The following is a 21,695-nucleotide window of genomic DNA, read 5'->3' as shown; positions in this document are numbered from 1 at the left end:
CTGTTTCTTTGTGTTTGTTAAATTATTAACACTTCATTATAGCATGCTACCTCAAAGTGGTCAAATTTTAGCTATTTTTATGGCTTATTTATCAGGAAAAGGATTTATTATACCTCCTAATTGAATAAAAAATCATCAGCTTGAAGAAAAAATCTTTTTATTACCACCATCCTCATCTACTTTCGGACATCAGCGACTTCCTTCGGAGTAAAATAATCGAGTGGATTATTTTAGCCCGAGCCCAGAAACAAAGGAGGGAGGATAATCGATTTCAACGAAATCACGACTTCTGTCTCACTCCCACTTTTAGCACGGCGGTGGTGGCGGTATTATGCTCGCAAATTTTCTAACCTTGAAACTACAGAAATTTAAATATCATTGTACTGTTTTTCTGAATTGTGAGGTTTGTCTACATTCTGAAATCATATCATTGATTCTATTGTATGGTAGATTGAGAAAGGAATAGGGCAAGGCAAGGAGCTGCAGATAGAACTGGCGTTAATTGAGGATTACTCCATAATCCCTATTTCCAACCTTCAACAGTCTACTGGACTATTGAAGCAAAGCGACTTATACTCGTCAAAAATCAAAGTCTGACGTCGTTAACTCACCTTGCTGAACTTCAGTTCTAGCTACGATTTCGTTGCCTAGTCAGATGTTGATTTTTATAGAGTATAACGATGTCCTAATTTTTATTCAATTCACTATATATAAAAAACCTCCCTGTTCTACTATATAGAACAGGGGAGGTTTGCGTTGAAGGTTTTCTAGATTTTAGAAAGCCATTCTTTCGTTTTCGGTTGCTGTAGATATGTTCACAGCATTTTCAACTATTTGTCGATTCCGTCTTTCTGGATGACGCCAAAACCTGCGCTGGCAGAGACTGCTACAAAACTGTGTTCGTCTATCCAATACTCCAGAAGTGGTCGTCACCATGCATTTGCATCGTTTACAGACAAAGGTTCGACTAATGTAGAATTTTGATTTGGTTACTGGCATATACCGTACCTCACTCGACATTATTCTTCGTCTTTTTTACGCTTACCAACCAAACCTAGAGCTGCTAAGCCAAGTGTTGCAGCACCAACTGCAATCGAAGCATTGCTTGATGAATCACCCGTATTTGGTAACTGTTGAGCAGCTGTTGGTTTCACAACTGAAACAGGCTGTTGAGACTTGTCAGTTTGATCAGATTGGGCATCATGCGTATCTAGATTGAGTCTGGAATGAATATCAATGTCCATTTGGTCTATCCGAGGACCCTTAGAGATATTTGGTGGATTATCTCCTAGCTCTACCATTGGCAGAATCAAGTCTTTTGCCGGAATATGCGCGCTTACGTGAGTGCTTGGGTCTGTCACAGTAGCATTTCCTTGATTATCGACTGTAACAGTCTTACCTGGATTTACTTTTTCAACTGCTTCCTTGACTTTTGCTTTCTCATCGTTTGTCAAATGACTGACATCCTTGACTAGAATTTTCTCAATTGGCAAGTTGGCTTTCAGCGTTTCTGCAGCGATACCTAGGTCATATCTTGGTTTACTTGAAGAATTTAGTGGATCAGAACCTTTGGCAACTTCCTCGCCATCACTTACGCCGTCACCATCGGTATCAGCTTTCAATGAATCGGTGCCAAGTTCTTTTTCCTTGCCATCAGATAAACCATCGCCGTCACTATCTGATTTCAATGGATCGGTGCCGTTGGTCTTTTCATCGCCGTCGTTAACACCGTCGCCGTCAGTGTCATGGTTGAGTGGATTTGTTCCATCTTGTTTTTCTTGGCCATCTTCAACTCCGTCACCGTCGGTATCGTGTTTCAATGGGTCAGTATTATTGACTTTTTCTTCACCATCTGATAGACCATCACCATCGGTATCAGACTTAAGTGGATCCGTATTATCAGCTTTCTCATCGCCATCGCTTACACCGTCACCATCTGTGTCGGCTTTAGTATAATCGGTACCGTTTTGAAGTTCTTCACCATTTGTAACACCATCATTGTCATCGTCTTCATCTAACTTCAAGACTGGCTTATCTGGAGTTTCGATACCTGTTCCAGTGTCATGATTTGGTTTACTAGTTGCAGCTTTTGGATCCGTTCCTTTGGCAACTTCTTCACCGTCGTTTACGCCGTCACCATCGCTATCTGCTTTCAACGGATCGGTTCCTAGCTCTTTTTCCTTACCGTCAGATAGACCATCGCTGTCAGTATCGGATTTAGATGGATCAGTGCCGTCTGATTTTTCATCACCGTCGTTAACACCGTCGCCATCTGTATCTGCTTCATTTGGATTAGTGCCGTCTTTGGCTTCGTCCTCATCAGACACGCCATCGCCGTCGCTGTCTTTTGGTGTTTCAGTTGGGGTGCTAGTTATTGCTTTTGGATCAGAACCTTTGGCAACTTCTTCACCGTCGTTTACGCCGTCACCATCGGTATCAGATTTCAACGGATCGGTTCCTAGCTCTTTTTCTTTACCGTCAGATAGACCATCACCGTCTGTATCGGATTTAGATGGATCCGTACCATCTTTAGCTTCGTCCTCATCAGATATGCCATCGTGGTCGCTGTCTTTTGGTGTTTCGGTTGGAGTGCTAGTTGCAGCTTTTGGATCGGTACCTTTGGCAACTTCCTCGCCATCGTTTACGCCGTCACCATCGGTATCTGCTTTAGTCGGATCTGTACCAAGTTCTTTTTCCTTGCTATCAGATAGACCATCGCCATCGGTATCTGCTTTATTCGGATTAGTGCCGTCTGATTTTTCATCACCGTCGTTAACACCGTCGCCATCGCTATCAGATTTCAATGGATTGGTACCGTCGGTCTTTTCATCACCATCATTTACACCGTCGCCGTCTGTATCGGATTTAGATGGATCAGTGCCGTCTTTAGCTTCGTCCTCATCAGATACGCCATCGCCGTCACTATCTTTTGGTGTTTCGGTTGGGGTGCTAGTCGCAACTTTTGGATCAGAACCTTTGGCAACTTCCTCGCCATCACTTACGCCGTCACCATCGGTATCAGCTTTCAACGGATCGGTTCCTAGCTCTTTTTCCTTACCATCAGATAGACCATCACCGTCACTATCTGATTCATTTGGATCAGTGCCGTTAGCTTTTTCGTCGCCGTCATTCACACCATCGCCATCGCTATCAGCTTTCAACGGATCGGTTCCTAGCTCTTTTTCTTTACCATCAGATAGACCATCGCCGTCTGAATCTGACTTCAATGGATCGGTGCCGTTGGTTTTCTCATCACCGTCGTTAACACCATCGCCATCTGAATCTGATTTAGATGGATCTGTACCGAGTTCTTTTTCTTTACCATCAGATAGACCATCACCGTCGCTGTCTGATTTCAATGGGTCGGTGCCGTCTTTAGCTTCGTCCTCATCAGACACACCATCGTTGTCGCTATCTTTCGGTGTTTCAGCTGGTTTGCTAGTCGCAACTTTCGGATCAGAACCTTTGGCAACTTCCTCGCCATCGTTTACACCGTCACCATCGGTATCTACTTTATTCGGATTAGTGCCAAGCTCTTTTTCCTTACCGTCAGATAGACCATCGCCGTCTGAATCTGACTTCAATGGATCAGTGCCGTTAGTTTTTTCATCGCCGTCATTTACTCCGTCGCCGTCGCTATCAGCTTTCATTGGATCAGTGCCGTCGGCTTTTTCATCGCCGTCGTTAACACCATCGCCATCTGAATCTGACTTCAATGGGTCGGTGCCGTCGGCTTTTTCATCGCCATCGTTAACACCATCACCGTCAGTATCTGATTTCAATGGATCGGTGCCGTTAGCTTTTTCATCACCGTCATTTACACCATCGCCATCTGAATCTGATTTCAATGGATCGGTACCGTTGGTTTTCTCATCACCGTCATTCAAACCATCGCCATCGCTGTCTGATTTCAATGGGTCGGTGCCGTCTGATTTTTCATCACCGTCGTTAACACCATCTTCATCACTATCTGATTTCAATGGGTCGGTACCGTCAGCTTTTTCGTCGCCGTCGTTAACACCATCTTCATCGCTATCTGATTTCAATGGATCGGTACCGTTGGTTTTCTCATCACCGTCGTTCACACCATCGCCATCTGAATCTGCTTCATTTGGATTAGTACCATCTTTGGCTTCGTCTTCATCAGATACGCCATCGTTGTCGCTGTCTTTCGGTGTTTCGGCTGGTTTGCTAGTCGCAACTTTCGGATCAGAACCTTTGTCCACTTCCTCGCCATCGTCCACACCATCGCCGTCTGTATCAGCTTTCAACGGATCTGTACCAAGTTCTTTTTCCTTGCCATCAGATAAACCATCGCCGTCTGAATCTGACTTCAATGGATCGGTGCCTAGCTCTTTTTCCTTACCGTCAGATAGACCGTCACCGTCTGTATCAGATTTAGATGGATCGGTGCCGTCTTTAGCTTCGTCCTCATCAGATACGCCATCGTGGTCGCTGTCTTTTGGTGTTTCGGTTGGGGTGCTAGTTGGGTCTAATGGATCGGTACCTGCTTGTTTTTCGTCGCCGTCATTAACACCGTCGCCATCTGTGTCGGCTTTAGTATAATCGGTACCGTTTTGAAGTTCTTCACCATTTGTAACACCATCATTGTCATCGTCTTCATCTAACTTCAAGACTGGCTTATCTGGAGTTTCGATACCTGTTCCAGTGTCATGATTTGGCTTACTAGTTGCAGCTTTTGGATCGGTACCTTTGGCAACTTCTTCACCGTCGTTTACGCCGTCACCATCGGTATCAGCTTTCAACGGATCGGTTCCTAGCTCTTTTTCCTTACCGTCAGATAGACCGTCGCCGTCTGTATCAGATTTAGATGGATCCGTACCATCTTTAGCTTCGTCCTCATCAGATACGCCATCGTGGTCGCTGTCTTTTGGTGTTTCGGTTGGAGTGCTAGTTGCAGCTTTTGGATCGGTACCTTTGGCAACTTCCTCGCCGTCGTTAACACCATCACCATCGGTATCAGCTTTCAACGGATCTGTACCAAGTTCTTTTTCCTTGCCATCAGATAGACCGTCACCGTCTGTATCAGATTTAGCTGAATCAGTGCCGTCTTTGGCTTCGTCCTCATCAGACACGCCATCGTGGTCGCTGTCTTTTGGTGTTTCGGTTGGGGTGCTAGTCGCAACTTTCGGATCAGAACCTTTATCTACTTCCTCACCGTCGTTTACGCCGTCACCATCGGTATCAGCTTTCAACGGATCTGTACCAAGTTCTTTTTCCTTACCATCAGATAAACCATCGCCGTCTGAATCTGACTTCAATGGATTGGTGCCGTTGGTTTTCTCATCACCATCGTTCACACCATCGCCATCGCTATCAGATTTCAATGGATCGGTGCCATTAGCCTTTTCATCGCCGTCATTTACACCATCGCCATCTGAATCTGCTTCATTTGGATTAGTACCATCTTTGGCTTCGTCTTCATCAGATACGCCATCGTTGTCGCTGTCTTTCGGTGTTTCGGCTGGTTTGCTAGTCGCAACTTTCGGATCAGAACCTTTGTCCACTTCCTCGCCATCGTCCACACCATCGCCGTCAGTATCAGCTTTCAACGGATCTGTACCAAGTTCTTTTTCCTTGCCATCAGATAAACCATCGCCGTCTGAATCTGACTTCAATGGATCGGTGCCTAGCTCTTTTTCCTTACCGTCAGATAGACCATCGCCATCGCTGTCAGATTTCAATGGGTCGGTTCCGTCTTTAGCTTCGTCCTCATCAGACACACCATCGCCGTCAGTATCAGCTTTCAACGGATCTGTACCAAGTTCTTTTTCCTTGCCATCAGATAAACCATCGCCGTCTGAATCTGACTTCAATGGATCGGTGCCTAGCTCTTTTTCCTTACCGTCAGATAGACCATCGCCATCGCTGTCGGATTTCAATGGATCGGTGCCGTTGGTTTTCTCATCACCGTCGTTCACACCATCGCCATCGCTGTCAGATTTCAATGGGTCGGTTCCGTCTTTAGCTTCGTCCTCATCAGACACACCATCGTTGTCGCTATCTTTCGGTGTTTCAGCTGGTTTGCTAGTCGCAACTTTCGGATCAGAACCTTTGGCAACTTCCTCGCTATCGTTTACGCCGTCACCATCGGTATCAGCTTTCAACGGATCTGTATCAAGTTCTTTTTCCTTGCCATCAGATAGACCATCGCCATCCGTATCAGCTTTCAATGGGTCGGTGCCGTCGGCTTTTTCATCACCATCATTTATACCATCTTCATCACTATCAGATTTCAATGGATCAGTGCCGTTAGCTTTTTCATCGCTATCGTTCACACCATCGCCATCGCTGTCAGATTTCAATGGATCAGTGCCGTTAGCTTTTTCATCACCATCATTTACACCGTCGCCATCTGAATCTGAGTTCAATGGATCGGTGCCGTCTTTAGCTTCGTCCTCATCAGACACACCATCGTTGTCGCTATCTTTCGGTGTTTCGGCTGGTTTGCTAGTCGCGACTTTTGGATCGGTACCTTTGTCTACTTCCTCGCCATCGTTTACGCCGTCACCATCTGTATCTGCTTTAGTCGGATCTGTACCAAGTTCTTTTTCCTTGCCATCAGATAGACCGTCTTCATCACTATCAGCTTTCAATGGATCGGTGCCGTTGGCTTTTTCGTCGCCGTCATTCACACCATCGCCATCGCTATCAGCTTTCAACGGATCGGTTCCTAGCTCTTTTTCTTTACCATCAGATAGACCATCGCCGTCTGAATCTGACTTCAATGGATCGGTGCCGTTGGTTTTCTCATCACCGTCATTGACACCGTCACCATCTGAATCAGCTTTAGATGGATCAGTGCGATCTGCGATTTCCTGATCATCTGATACGCCATCGCCATCCGTATCTTTATTAGCATCGTGAATAATCTCAACTGGAACATTTACTGTTTCCTTAGTACCATCACCGTATGTGACTTCAACTGGGACTGTGTGTTCACCTACTGTGGTTGGAAGGTCGCCTTGGATGGCTTTATCTGTGATGGTTGCTCCAGCTGGTGTTGGAATGGCATTCTTGATGTCTTCTTCCGTAACGCCTTCGGTTTCTGGTTTGGTCACCTTAGTAGCAGTTGGTTCGTATTTCTGGTTATCATCTACCTTGGTGATTGTAACAGGAACATTTACTGTTTCCTTAGTACCATCACCGTATGTAACTTCTACTGGGACTGTATGCTCACCGACTGTTGTTGGAACATCACCTTTAAGCTCTTTGTTGGTAATCTCAGCACCGGATGGTGTCGGAATGGCATTCTTGATGTCATCTTCCGTGACGCCTTCGGTTTCTGGTTTGCTTACCTTGTTAGCTGTTGGTTCGTATTTCGCGTTATCATCTACCTTGGTGATTGTAACAGGAACATTTACTGTTTCCTTAGTACCATCACCGTATGTAACTTCTACTGGGACTGTATGCTCACCGACTGTTGTTGGAACATCACCTTTAAGCTCTTTGTTGGTAATCTCAGCACCGGATGGTGTCGGAATGGCATTCTTGATGTCATCTTCCGTGACGCCTTCGGTTTCTGGTTTGCTTACCTTGTTAGCTGTTGGTTCGTATTTCGCGTTATCATCTACCTTGGTAATTTCAACAGGAACGTTAACCGTATCTTTAGTGCCGTCTCCGTATGTAACTTCTACAGGTACTGTATGTTCACCGACTGTTGTTGGAAGGTCACCTTGGATGGCTTTATCTGTGATGGTTGCACCGGCTGGTGTTGGAATGGCATTCTTGATGTCATCTGCCGTAACGCCTTCGGTTTCTGGCTTGGTCACCTTGTTAGCAGTTGGGGCATATTTCTGGTTATCATCTACCTTGGTAATCTCAACAGGAACATTAACCGTATCTTTAGTGCCATCGCCATACGTTACAACAACTGGTACTGTTGTTTCACCTACTGCGGTTGGTAATTCGCCTTGGATAGCTTTGTCTGTGATAGTTGCTCCATCTGGTGTCGGGATGGCATTCTTGATATCATCTTCCGTAACGCCTTCGGTTTCTGGCTTGGTCACCTTGTTAGCAGTTGGTTCATATTTTGCGTTGTCATCTACCTTGGTGATTGTAACAGGAACATTAACCGTATCTTTAGTGCCATCGCCATACGTTACAACAACTGGTACTGTTGTTTCACCTACTGCGGTTGGTAATTCGCCTTGGATAGCTTTGTCTGTGATGGTTGCTCCAGCTGGTGTCGGAATAGCATTCTTGATGTCATCTTCCGTAACGCCTTCGGTTTCTGGTCTGCTTACCTTATTCGCTGTTGGTTCATATTTCTGGTTATCATCTACCTTGGTAATCTCAACAGGAACATTAACCGTATCTTTAGTACCATCGCCGTATGTGACTTCAACTGGGACTGTGTGTTCACCGACTGTAGTTGGAACATCACCTTTGAGCTCTTTATTGGTAATCTCAGCACCGGCTGGTGTCGGGATGGCATTCTTGATGTCATCTTCCGTAACGCCTTCGGTTTCTGGCTTGGTCACCTTGTTAGCAGTTGGTTCATATTTTGCATTGTCATCTACCTTGGTAATGGTAACAGGAACATCTACTGTATCTTTAGTACCATCACCGTATGTGACTTCTACAGGAACTGTATGCTCACCGACTGTGGTTGGAAGGTCACCTTTGAGCTCTTTGTTAGTAATTTCAGCTCCAGCTGGTGTCGGGATGGCATTCTTGATGTCATCTTCCGTAACGCCTTCGGTTTCTGGTTTGCTTACCTTGTTCGCTGTTGGTTCATATTTCTGGTTATCATCTACCTTGGTAATGGTAACAGGAACGTTAACCGTGTCTTTGGTGCCGTCTCCGTATGTAACTTCTACAGGAACTGTGTATTCACCGACTGCGGTTGGTAATTCGCCTTGGATAGCTTTATCTGTGATGGTTGCTCCATCTGGTGTCGGGATGGCATTCTTGATGTCATCTTCCGTAACACCTTCGGTTTCTGGTTTGGTCACCTTAGTAGCAGTTGGTTCATATTTCGCGTTGTCATCTACCTTGGTAATGGTAACAGGAACGTTAACCGTATCTTTAGTACCGTCACCGTATGTAACTTCAACAGGGACTGTATGCTCACCTACAGTAGTTGGAACATCACTCTTCAATTCCTTGTTGGTAATTTCAGCACCGGCTGGTATCGGAATGGCATTCTTGATGTCATCTTCCGTAACGCCTTCGGTTTCTGGTTTGCTTACCTTGTTCGCTGTTGGTTCGTATTTCTGGTTATCATCTACCTTGGTAATCTCAACAGGAACATTTACTGTATCTTTAGTGCCATCGCCGTAGGTGACTTCAACTGGTACGTTGTGTGTACCAACTGTTGTTGGAACGTCACCCTTCAATTCCTTGTTAGTGATTTCTGCGCCATTTGGAGCAGTAATGGCATTCTTGATATCGTCTGCTGTAACTGGGCTGGTTTCTGGCTTGATGACCTTGGTAACAGCTGGGTTATATTTATCCTTGTCATCGACATGTGTGATTCCTACTGGGACATTCACCGTTTCTTTGGAATTGTCTGCGTAAGTTACTTCAACAGGAACGCTATGATTGCCAACTGTTGTTGGAAGAGGGCCTTTAACTTCCTTGTTAGTGATTTCAGCGCCGGTTGGTGCCGCAATCGCATTTTTCACTTCGTCTGCTGTAACTGGGTTGGTTTCTGGCTTGATGACCTTGGTAACAGCTGGGTTATATTTATCCTTGTCATCGACATGTGTGATTCCTACTGGGACATTCACCGTTTCTTTGGAATCATCTCCGTAAGTTACTTCAACAGGAACGCTATGATTGCCCACTGTCGTTGGAAGAGGGCCTTTAACTTCCTTGTTCTTGATTGTTGCGCCGGTTGGTGCCGCAATCGCATTTTTCACTTCGTCTGCTGTAACTGGGTTGGTTTCTGGCTTAGTTACCTTGGTAACTATTGGGCTATATTTTTGCGCATCAGACGGATAATTGACAATAACCGTCACAATCTTTTCTTGCCCACTTGGAGTGGTCAATTTGACATATACCGAATTGTTCTTACCTTTTGTTGGCAAAGTTGTGGTTGGTTGTGCAGTAGCAACATCAGCCGAATCAACAATTTCAGCCTGGATTTGATCTCTTGTGATGTTGTATCCAACATTTCCATCTGCTTCCGTTGTGGTACCAAGGTAGTTTTCAAATACCTTATCCTTGATTTCCTCCGCTGTAACCGTTTGATTTGCCTGCTTTTCAATCGGACTTACCGGATCAGTTACACGTAAGGCTGCAATCTTAAACTTCTCAGAAACCGCCTCTTGGTTGGAAGAACCAGTCTCTGCAACAGCTCGAACCGTATAGTATGGAAGATCATTTGTATTTGGGAAATGGTGAACAATATTCCCTCTACTAAAGACAATCTGACTCTTGTCTGCTGGTTGCGTAAAGTTCATCACATCATCATGGACAAATGCTTGTGGATCATTCGGATCGCCCTTACCTCCAGTCAAATGAAGACCAGTAATCGGACGTTCACTCGCAGCTGTAATCGTTCCTGTCGTAAACTCTTTGGTGGTTGGTGTATCTTCCCAGACAAAATAATTTTCAAAATTTGTCGCCTTCGCTACTGCCGTAATCGTAACGGGCACAGTCAATTCATCCCTTGTCTCATCTGCGTATGTCACGACAACTGGCACTTCATAATTTCCAGGTGCACTTGGAAGTGTTGTGCCTTCTTTGAGCGTAACGGTACCATTTCCCTTATCCGTTACAGCACCAGTCACATCAGCTTCTGTCAATCCACCTTCTGGACGCGTCACACGAGAAGCGCTTGGATTGTAGCGCAGATTATCCGGCATTGGAACAGCTCGAGTACTTCCCATGATACGGTTAAATGGATTGACTGCACTACTTGATGTCATACCAGCTAAGAATGGTAAATCTTCTGTAAGATCATCTGGAATTTCTGCAGTTACAACCATTCTATATGCATTGTCACCACCACCTGTTTCCCAAGAAGCATAGACTGCTCCCATTTTGTCCTTAACGTTGCTATCAAGAAAGCTTGTTACCGCTTCATCCCCACGGGAGACACGAGTCCCCCATTCTCTGTCAAATTTTCCATTTTCTCTCGAACCAACAAAACGGCTATTGGTGCTTTTATCAAAATCATTCGGATTAACAGACCATCTGTGAGCCCATTCATGTCCATAGCCATTTCGACCATCATATTTTGCAATCGAATCAATGATCACACCTTTTGGTACAGCAAAGTAGATAAATGGTCTAGTGTTCCATTGCTCATTACTGAGGTTATACTGAATATCCCAAACAACCGAGCGTTTCCCAGTTCTTGGATCTGTCAGGATTCTTTGATCATATACAACGGAACGTTCAACGTAGTTCGTACCATCTTCGCTTCTTGCTCTTAAACCTTTGGTATTGGCTAACTTGAAATTCCCATTGTCTTCTACACTAGCTGCACGGAAGCCTGTTCCTTCTGGAATTGCCTCTGCTGCATGGACAAGTTTTGCCCCTTCAATGACAGAAGTTGCACCATTGTAAACAATTGTAGCCGTTCCGTCAGGAGCGACACTCACGTTTTCAGCACTCAAGAGGGCATTGGCCTTCAAAATCCGCTTCAAGACACGTTCACGGTCATAGTCGGTTAGAAGAGAAATATCCGCCACTGCGATATTTTCTGGAATGACTGGCTCAAAGTCAACAGAAACACTTCTTGTCTCTGCTTCTGCTACTTTTTCTTCATGCTTTTCAAGATCTAGACTAGCTACTTCAAGGGCTGGTAAGGTTTTCTCATCATTCTTTTTCTCAGCTACTGGCGCTGCTTGTGGTGCAAGGACAATAACTTGATCCGCAGCAAGTGAATAAACTTGTCCTTTATAGTGGATAAGAACTTCACCCTTATCAGAGACTTCAATCATCTCAAGGGTCAACTCCTTATTTGCTACTTGATGTGCTGCAAACACAGTCCGCTTCACTTGCACTTTTTCAGCTTCAGTCAACTGGTCTGTACTTGCCACAACCACCTTATCAGCAATCGTTCCAAACACAAATTCTTCACTGTTTACTGCCTCATCTGAATGGGGAGCAACTACTTCTTCTGCCACAACAACCGGCGCTACTACACTTGGTTGACTTTCTGCCTCACTCTTACTTTCATGGGTCACTGTTTCGACCACCTCTGAAGAGAGCACCTCTGGAGTTTCAGCTGATACCGCTGGCACACCGACAATGGCCGCTCCTAAAAAGACAGAAAAAACTCCAATCTTAAACTTTCTTATTGAAAATCGTTCTTGTCGTTTAAAAAACATTCTTTTCTCCTTTGTTTATTTGATTTTTAACGAACAAATGATAGTTCAGTATCATTTTACGAACAACTGCATTCCACCTTTCTTTTCTTGATAAAAAAACAGAGGTTTATTCCCAAAACCCCTATTTTAAAAAATCGATAGAGCAAGAGTCTCAGTTCCCCTCGTCTACCTTGACATTTAGGCAGTAACACGATACAATAAGAATACCACTAATTATTGTGTGTTGGTCAGCCAATCAAATCCGGTTGTCTGACACGCTTTTTATTTACCTGTCAGCTGTGAGACTTGATTTCACTTTCTTTGGATACCTCCCAATACTTTTTTTGAAAGGGAAGGATTGTGAACTGTATTCCTTACATATTTGCAACTGATTTAGGGATTTGGATGATCACCACGCATATATGCGAAAAAGTTTCTTAGTGATTGGGAGTTATCCGCAGAAAGAGATGTACATTTATACCCATCTTCAATAGGTATAACAAAAAAATCAAGAGGTCAATTTCTTTATTATATCTATTGACTGATATCTCCTTCTTATGGAGCTATATTAGGTGAATAAAAATAGACATCTATTTTTTATGTAATCAAGTGATTACACCCCTATTATATAATCACTTGATTACCTTGTCAAGACTTTTACCTTAATTTTTTGATATTTTTTTAGAAAGACTACCTATGTTTACAAAACGATTAAAAGATTTGCGACTACAAGCTGGTCTCACCCAGCGGGAAATTGCTGATTATTTCAACACCAGCCCACAAAGTTATGCCCAATGGGAAAAAGGATTGCGCAAGCCCTCAAGCGACAGTTTAGAAAAGCTAGCTCGCTATTTCAATGTCTCAACAGACTACCTTCTTGGAAAAACCGAGTTCAAACAACCAGCACCCAATCTCCTTAGCGAAGCCGAACAGGCCTTTCAAACTGCTATCGAAATCCATCAGCTCACAGAAACCGCACAAGAAACCCTCAAAGCAGACCTCGTAGCCTTCATCGAAAAACGTGCCAAAGAATTAGCCCTAAAAGGTCGTTAAAAAATCCGCAAGAAAATAGGAAATCTCCTAGAAATGATAAACATTTCATAGGAGATTTATCTTTTTCGCTAGGATTTTAGACCGTGTTCAATTCCGTTAGATTTCGATGATTTTCCCAGTAGAAATAGTCTCTCCCCAGACTATTTCTACACCTCCCTTCAGAATAAGGAGCTACCGTCTCACTTTTCTACTAGAGATTTATTACAGCATAATTTTACAACTATTAACAAGCAAAAGTAATCATTTGTACTTGCATTATATCAGAAAAATGATATAATGAAGATATAAAAGGAGCTGGACGGTAATCCAACTCCCACGTAGAACCGTTTAAGACGGTGACTCGGTTTAACGATTAAAGAATAGCCGTTACTGTTCCAAAGTATTGACGGCTATTTCTTTTTGTCATCATCTTTGAAGATTTTATAGCACAAGCCTATCAAAGTAATAGTAAAGCTACCAAAACCAAGAAGCGTCTGCACAACTTCAAAAGCGGTCAAAAATTCAGCTCCTCCTTTCATCAAGATACAAAGGTCGTTAAAAAATCTGCAAGAAAATAGGAGAGCTCCTAGAAATGATAAACATTTCATAGGAGATTTCTCTTTTTCGCTAGGATTTTAGACCGTGTTCAATTCCGTTAGATTTTGATGATTTGCCCAGTAGAAATAGTCTCTCCCCAGACTATTTCTACACCTACCTTTCAGAATAAGGAGCTACCGTCTCACTTTTCTACTAGAGATTTATTATAGCATATTTTTACAACTATTAACAAGCAAAAAGTAATCATTTGTACTTGCATTATATCAGCAAAATGATATAATGAAGATATAAAAGGAGCTGGACGGTAATCCAACTCCCACGTAGAACCGTTTAAGACGGTGACCTTATTATTAGACTATAACTCGCCCAACAGCTCGGTCAAAAGTGAGGGACGGGTTATTTTTTATCTCGAAGCAAAATTAATGCCATTACAAATGTTAATAAGCTAAGGATGAAACCACCAAATCCTAGCATAATCTGTAACGCTTCTGCAACGGACAAGATTGCTACTCCTTTCTATTTGGAATTCTGTACTTACATTCATAAGCACCACCTCTTTCAAAATTAGTAGCCACCATCTACACTTTTCTACTAGAGATTTATTATAGCACAACTTTACAACTATTAACAAGCAAAAAGCAGCCATTTATACTTGCATTATATCAGTAAAATGATATAATGAAGATATAAAAGGAGCTGGACGGTAATCCAACTCCCACGTAGAACCGTTTAAGACGGTGACCGCATAAATATAAATTACAGTAATCTATCCTAATTGGTCAAAAGTGTTGGACGGATTACTTTTTTGTTGTTTTGATCAGTTCTAAGATGAGCTTCACAAGAGCGATAACAAAGTTACCTGCTACAAATAAAAGCGTCAATACTTCGAACGTTGACAACATGGGCTACCTCCTTTCATTAAGATACAAAGGTCGTTAAAAAATCCGCAAGAAAATAGGAAATCTCCTAGAAATGATAAACATTTCAAAGGAGATTTATCTTTTTCTCTAGGATTTTAGACCGTGTTCAATTCTGTTAGATTTCGATGAATTGCCCATAGGCATCACCTACCTCTCACATGAAAGTAACCACCGTCTCACTTTTCTACTAGAGATTTATTATAGCACAACTTTACAATTATTAACAAGTTAAAACTGTAACTAAATAACACATACAAACCAGCAAGGAACAGCATTCATTGCTGGTTTTATCTATTCTTTCTAATCCAAGGCCTTGATTTCCAAAATCATATCGCGGATTTGGGCGGCAAGTTCGAAGTCAAGCAATTCTGCTGCTTCTTGCATTTGTCCTTCTAGTTTCTTTATCATCTCACGGCGTTCTTGCTTGTTGAGGCTTTCAACATCCACTGTCTCTTCCTTATCAGGCAGAACACTTTTCGTTACGCTGATTAAATCACGGATTTCCTTCTTGATTGTCTGTGGAATAATGCCATGTTTTTCATTGTACTCCATTTGAATCTGGCGACGGCGGGCAGTTTCATCCATGGCTCTCTGCATGGAGTCTGTGACTTTATCCGCATACATAATGACATGCCCCTTGCTATTTCGGGCCGCACGTCCAATGGTCTGTATCAACCCACGCTCATTGCGCAAAAAACCTTCCTTATCTGCATCCAGAATCGCAACCAGACTGACCTCTGGTACATCAATTCCTTCCCGCAATAAGTTGATTCCGATGAGGACATCAAAAACTCCCAAACGCAGGTCACGAATAATCTCCGTTCGTTCAAGTGTCTTAATATCACTGTGCATGTACTTGACCTTGACCCCCATTTCTTTGAGATAGTCGGTCAAGTCTTCAGCCATTTTTTTGGTCAAAGTGGTGATAAAGGTGCGTTCCCCTTTTTCGGCTCGGATCGTAATTTCCTCTAATAAATCATCCATTTGTCCCATGGTTGGACGAACTTCCACTTCTGGATCAAGAAGCCCTGTTGGACGAATGATTTGCTCAACAATGGTATCTGTCTGTTCATTTTCGTAATCTCCTGGTGTCGCAGACACGTAGACAATCTGATGAACATGACTTTCAAATTCCTCACGGCGAAGGGGACGATTGTCAAGGGCACTCGGTAAGCGAAAACCATAATTAACTAGCATTTCCTTACGAGAACGGTCACCATTATACATACCTTTTATCTGCCCCATGGTCATATGACTCTCATCAATCATAATCAGAAAATCATCTGGAAAGAAATCAAGTAGGGTATAAGGTGGCTCACCTTCACTACGGCCATCCATGTGCCGAGAATAGTTTTCCACGCCATTGGTGTAACCCATTTCTCGGAGCATTTCAATATCATACTCTGTTCTTTGTTTGAGGCGTTGCGCTTCAAGGAGCTTTCCTTCTTTTTCAAATACTTGGAGTTGTTCTGCCAGCTCTGCTTGGATTTTAGCGATGGCTGTTTCCATGTAATCATCACTGGTTACGAAGTGAGTGGCTGGGAAAATGGCTAAATGGTCTACTTCTCCCAAGACTTGACCTGTCAGAGCTTCGATTTCACGAATCCGATCAATTTCATCACCGAAAAATTCCACTCGAAAAGCATGTTCATCTCGACTGGCTGGGAAAACTTCAACAACATCACCTCGAACACGAAAACGCCCACGTTGAAAGTCAATATCATTGCGTTCAAACTGAATATCCACTAGGTCATTGAGCAATTTATCCCGTGAGATTTCAAGTCCGGGGCGTAAACTAACCACGCTGTCTGCGTATTCCTTGGGCGATCCCAAACCATAAATACAGGATACGGAAGCAACCACAATCACATCATTGCGCTCTAGGAGGGCAGAGGTTGCAGAATGGCGGAGCTTATCAATCTCATCGTTGACCGAGCTATCCTTTTCAATATAGGTATCGCTTGAAGGGACATAGGCTTCTGGCTGATAATAATCATAGTAGGATACAAAGTATTCCACTGCATTTTCAGGGAAAAATTCCTTGAACTCACCATACAACTGCCCTGCCAAGGTCTTGTTATGGGCAATGACTAGGGTTGGTTTATTGACCCGAGCAATAACTTGGCTCATGGTATATGTCTTACCAGTCCCTGTTGCCCCTAGTAAAATCTGCGCCTTTTCTCCACCTTCAATATTGTCCACTAAGGCTTCAATAGCTTGCGGCTGATCTCCAGACGGCTGATACTTGGATACTAATTTAAACTGATTATGTGTACTTCTATCAATCATACTCTACCTCTTTCTTCTATTTTATCATAAATAGTACAGATTAACTGCTTTTGAAAATGCCAGCTAAAAAGGAGTAAGACCCAAACGTGATTTTGTATTCATCACGTGAAGTCTACTCCTTTATGATGCTATGCTTCTTTTTTTGACCGATACAAATCCCAAGTGAGGTAGAGACAGCCGATTGCAAGAACAATCGAAGCAATGATACTACCTTCTGCACCGAAATCTCCACCCGATAAATAAACTGGAGCTGTGGTTGGTTCAAATCTCATCAATGAGTAGGATATCGTAATACCGCTGACATTGACGCCAAATACCGTTCCTTGGAAGCAATTCCAAGCAGCATGGATAGCTGAGACACCCCAGATATTATCTGTCTTTAAGACATAGAGACAGGCAAAGAGGCCAAACAGGGCAATATTGACCAAGGCAATCCCGTTAACCGACGGATTTCCCAAATGGAGAAGAGCAAATAAAATACTAGATGTCGCTAATCCGATAGGAAGGTTTGTCTTTCTTGATACAACTGGAAAGACCCAACCTCGAGTGGAAAGTTCTTCCGTTCCACTTTGGATAAACCAACATGGAAAAATCAAGAGGAAATTCAGCACTGTAGCCACAGAGATATGAATCCCTGTCAGATGAATACTTCCAGTTATATATTGTAGAAAGACAACTACTGAGATGAGGAAAATCCCGACCCCTAGCCCTTTTGCCAGTTCCTTCACCGCTCCCTTCTGATAAAGACCAAGTCCAGAAATAGGGCGTTTTTCTCCAAACCGTACCCAAAGCATGATTAGCGCAGATGGAAAAGCAAAAACGAGCAATTGTATGAAGATAGGATCCACCACACCAAAGATACCCTCAGATGGACTCACAAGCAATAATGCTTCAGATATTCCAAATAGTATTCCTAAAATGATGAATCCCACAAAAGAACCTACAAATAAGATAAATTGCATAAAAAATGGTATAAAGAGCGCATAGAGCCAATTTAAGATTTTAGTAGGCTGAATCGCTACTGCTTGCAACATTCTATTTTTTTCCATTACAATCCCTCTTTCACACTTTTTCTATTTCTATTGTAACCTTTTTTACCTAAGGAAGCAATGATTTTTTATAGGGAGAAAGATAGCACATGAACATGTTACATCTTCTTACATTCTATCTTTGCAAAGGAGGTAAATTGTGGTATACTATCCATTATGTTTTAGAAATATGCTAGGAAAATATTCTGAAAAAGATTTTTCAGTCAGAATGTAGACAGACCTCACAATTCAGAAAAACATTACAATGATATTTCATTTTCTGTAGTTTTAAGGTTAGAAAATTTGCGAGCGTAGCGAGCACAATACCGCCACCTCCGCCGTGCTAAAAGTGACAGAAAACGTTATTAAATGAACGTTTTCTGTCACTCGGCATCTTCGAGGCCTTAGACTCGAAGATGAATCATGGAATTCCGAAGGAAGTCGCTGATGTCCGAAAGCACATGAGGATGGTGGCAATAAAAAGACTTTTTCTTCAAGCTGTCTGAAAAAGATTTTTCAGTCCATTTTTTTGTGAGAATAACAGCTAGCATTTTAGAAAAGGAGAATTGAAATGAAGAAAAAATGGTTAACATTGGTAGCTTTTCTGCCACTATTCTTTCTCTTCACACCAGCAAAGGCAGCCGATGCGATTGATATTGCGTTCGATTCGACCTATGCACCATTTGAGTTTAAGGATTCCGATCAGGTCTACAAGGGACTTGATGTGGACATTATCGATGAGGTAGCCAAACGTTCAAACTGGACAATCAACAAGAGCTTCCCAGGCTTTGATGCAGCTGTTAATGCTGTTCAATCAGGTCAAGCGGATGCCCTTATGGCAGGAACAACGATTACGGAAGCTCGTAAAAAAGTTTTCACGTTCTCAGATCCTTACTTTGATACAAAAATTGTCATTGCAACGGCTAAAAAATCCCCTGTTTCTGACTATGCTCAATTAAAAGGAAAAACAGTCGGTGTTAAAAACGGTACGGCTGCCCAAAACTTCCTTGACAGGCACAAAAACGAGTATGGCTATACTGTTAAAACCTTTGATGCAGGTGATACCATGTATAATAGCTTATCTGCTGGTGCAGTTGATGCTGTGATGGATGATGAAGCCGTCATTCAATACGCCATCCAAAAAGGGCAAGATCTAGCAATCAACATGAAGGGTGAAGCGATTGGTTCATTTGGATTTTCAGTCAAAAAAGGGAGCCAATACGAATCACTTGTTGACGATTTCAATAAAGCTCTCGCAGCAATGAAAAAAGATGGGACTTATGATAACATTATGAAGAAATGGTTAGGAGGAACAAGTACATCAGCTACGAATCCTTCTGACTATGGGTCACTTCTCAGTCTAACAGGAACGATTGGAACAGTCGCTACTCCTGTCAAGGCATCTTATACGATTGTATCTGATTCTTCTTTTGCTCCATTTGAGTACCAAGGAAAAGATGGAAAATATACTGGAATTGACATTGAGTTGATTAAGGCCATTGCCGAACAGCAAGGATTCACCGTGACCATTCAAAATCCTGGTTTCGATGCTGCGCTCAATGCCGTTCAAGCTGGTCAAGCAGACGGAGTGATTGCAGGAATGACCATTACAGATGCTCGTAAGAAAATCTTTGATTTCTCGGATGCTTACTACACATCCAGCATTCGCCTTGCGGTCAAAAAAGGGAGCGGTATTTCTGGTTACGAAGCTCTTTCTGGCAAAACAGTCGGTGCGAAAAATGGTACTTCTTCTTATAGTTACTTAGAAGAAAATGCTAGCAAATATGGCTATTCTGTCAAAGCCTTTGATGAGGCTTCTACTATGTACGACAGCTTAAATTCTGGCTCTATCGATGCCCTAATGGACGACGAAGCTGTGCTTCTTTATGCTATTCAACAAGGACGCGATTTTGAAACGCCAGTCGAGGGAATCGCAACTGGTAACCTTGGTTTTGCCGTAAAAAAAGGGAGCAATCCTGAATTGATTCAGATGTTCAACAATGGACTTGCTGAATTGGTTCAATCTGGCAAATACGATGAAATCATGAATAAATATTTCAATACTAGCGAAAAGACAGACTCCACCGATTCATCCGTTGATGAATCAACCATTTGGGGCTTGTTGAAAAATAACTACGGTCAATTGTTCTCAGGCCTTGGTATTACGATTGGATTGGCACTTCTTTCCTTCGCGATTGCTATTGTTATCGGAATTATCTTTGGAATGTTTGCGGTTAGCCCATTTAAGACTCTTCGTTTGATTGCTTCTGTCTTTGTCGATGTGGTTCGTGGGATTCCTTTGATGATTGTCGCAGCTTTCATCTTCTGGGGCATTCCAAACTTGATTGAGTCCATGACAGGTCAACAGTCACCAATTAACGATTTTGTGGCTGGTACGATTGCTCTTTCCCTCAATTCAGGTGCTTACATTGCTGAGATTGTTCGTGGAGGTATTCAAGCTGTTCCAGTCGGACAAATGGAAGCCTCACGCAGTTTGGGAATTTCTTATGGTACAACCATGCGCAAGATTATCTTGCCACAGGCTGCAAAATTGATGTTGCCAAACTTTATCAACCAATTTGTCATTACTCTGAAAGATACAACAATTATCTCAGCGATTGGTTTGGTCGAATTGTTCCAAGCTGGTAAAATCATCATTGCTCGGAACTATCAATCCTTCCGTATGTATGCAATCCTTGCTATTATCTACTTGATTGTCATTACGCTCTTAACTCGTCTTGCACGTAAACTTGAAAAAGGAGGCAACTAATGGCTCAATTAAAAATCAATGTCCATGACTTACACAAGTCTTATGGCGAAAATGAAGTCTTAAAAGGTATTACCGCTAAATTTTACGAGGGAGATGTAGTTTGTATCATCGGCCCTTCTGGTTCTGGTAAATCAACTTTCTTACGGACCATGAATCTGCTTGAGACGATTACAAGCGGACAGGTAACAGTGGATGGCTTTGATTTGACAGATCCAAAAACGGATTTGGACACCTTCCGCTCAAATGTCGGAATGGTCTTCCAGCACTTTAACCTCTTCCCACATATGACCGTCTTAGACAATATCACCTTTGCACCGATTCAGCATAAATTGATGGACAAAGCAGAGGCTGAAACAGTCGGAATGGAATTACTTGAAAAAGTTGGTCTTGCTGACAAGCGTGACGCTATGCCTGATAGCCTTTCTGGTGGTCAAAAGCAACGTGTCGCAATCGCTCGTGCTCTTGCGATGAATCCTGATATTATGCTCTTTGATGAGCCGACTTCGGCCCTTGATCCTGAAATGGTTGGGGACGTACTCAATGTTATGAGAGACCTAGCTGAGCAAGGTATGACCATGCTGATTGTCACCCATGAAATGGGATTTGCCCGTAAGGTTGCCAACCGCGTTATCTTTACTGATGGTGGGGAATTCCTCGAAGACGGCACACCTGAACAAATCTTTGACAATCCACAACACCCACGACTCAAGGATTTCCTTGACAAGGTCTTGAATGTTTAGTTTTAAATAGAAAAATCAGGAACAAAACGGTTCCTGATTTTTTATGTTGTCAGTTGTAAACGGTCATCAGC

Annotated in this window: 9 protein-coding genes; 3 read left to right on the top strand and 6 right to left on the bottom strand. The window is 42.8% G+C overall.

Going from position 1 to position 21,695, the window contains the following annotated elements; genetic code table 11:
* Positions 1–1,019: 1,019 nt before the first annotated feature.
* The gene (locus tag J5M87_RS04035) at positions 1,020–12,308 is read right to left on the bottom strand and encodes a Rib/alpha-like domain-containing protein (RefSeq protein ID WP_154632448.1); all 11,289 of its coding nucleotides are present in this window, start codon (positions 12,306–12,308) and stop codon (positions 1,020–1,022) included.
* Between the two features lie 675 nt (positions 12,309–12,983).
* Here J5M87_RS04035 and J5M87_RS04030 point away from each other — a divergent pair.
* A complete protein-coding gene (locus J5M87_RS04030; RefSeq protein ID WP_154608929.1) occupies positions 12,984–13,340 on the top strand; it encodes a helix-turn-helix domain-containing protein in 357 nt (118 codons plus the stop codon).
* A gap of 389 nt (positions 13,341–13,729) precedes the next feature.
* On the opposite strand, the gene J5M87_RS04025 is transcribed toward J5M87_RS04030, so the two are convergent.
* The 5 genes from J5M87_RS04025 to J5M87_RS04005 form a co-directional block, all read right to left on the bottom strand.
* Positions 13,730–13,858 carry a putative holin-like toxin gene (locus J5M87_RS04025; protein WP_154608972.1) on the bottom strand — a complete coding sequence of 43 codons (129 nt, stop codon included), beginning with the start codon at positions 13,856–13,858 and terminating at the stop codon, positions 13,730–13,732.
* A 415-nt stretch (positions 13,859–14,273) separates the two neighbouring features.
* Positions 14,274–14,378 (bottom strand): putative holin-like toxin, encoded by a 105-nt coding sequence (locus J5M87_RS04020; RefSeq protein ID WP_154608930.1) that lies wholly within the window; start codon positions 14,376–14,378, stop codon positions 14,274–14,276.
* 296 nt (positions 14,379–14,674) lie between these two features.
* Positions 14,675–14,779: a putative holin-like toxin gene (locus tag J5M87_RS04015; protein WP_195848019.1), complete on the bottom strand. Its 105-nt coding sequence runs from the start codon at positions 14,777–14,779 to the stop codon at positions 14,675–14,677.
* 318 nt (positions 14,780–15,097) lie between these two features.
* Positions 15,098–17,086, bottom strand: a complete 1,989-nt coding sequence (uvrB, locus tag J5M87_RS04010) for an excinuclease ABC subunit UvrB (protein WP_154608931.1) — start codon at positions 17,084–17,086, stop codon at positions 15,098–15,100.
* Between the two features lie 128 nt (positions 17,087–17,214).
* On the bottom strand, positions 17,215–18,135 hold the full coding sequence (locus J5M87_RS04005) for a CPBP family intramembrane glutamic endopeptidase (RefSeq protein WP_154608932.1): 921 nt from the start codon (positions 18,133–18,135) through the stop codon (positions 17,215–17,217).
* 550 nt (positions 18,136–18,685) lie between these two features.
* On the opposite strand from J5M87_RS04005, the gene J5M87_RS04000 reads away from it, so the two are divergent.
* Entirely contained in the window at positions 18,686–20,884 is a 2,199-nt protein-coding gene (locus tag J5M87_RS04000) for an ABC transporter substrate-binding protein/permease (RefSeq protein WP_154608933.1), read from the top strand.
* The gene (locus J5M87_RS03995) at positions 20,884–21,624 is read left to right on the top strand and encodes an amino acid ABC transporter ATP-binding protein (protein WP_154608934.1); all 741 of its coding nucleotides are present in this window, start codon (positions 20,884–20,886) and stop codon (positions 21,622–21,624) included. The genes J5M87_RS04000 and J5M87_RS03995 overlap by 1 nt, the downstream gene beginning before the upstream one ends.
* Positions 21,625–21,695: the final 71 nt, after the last annotated feature.

It is taken from the genome of Streptococcus sp. zg-86, from assembly GCF_017639855.1.
In the GTDB taxonomy this organism is placed as follows: Bacteria; Bacillota; Bacilli; order Lactobacillales; family Streptococcaceae; genus Streptococcus; species Streptococcus zhangguiae.
This window is presented reverse-complemented; position numbering and strand designations above follow the sequence as displayed.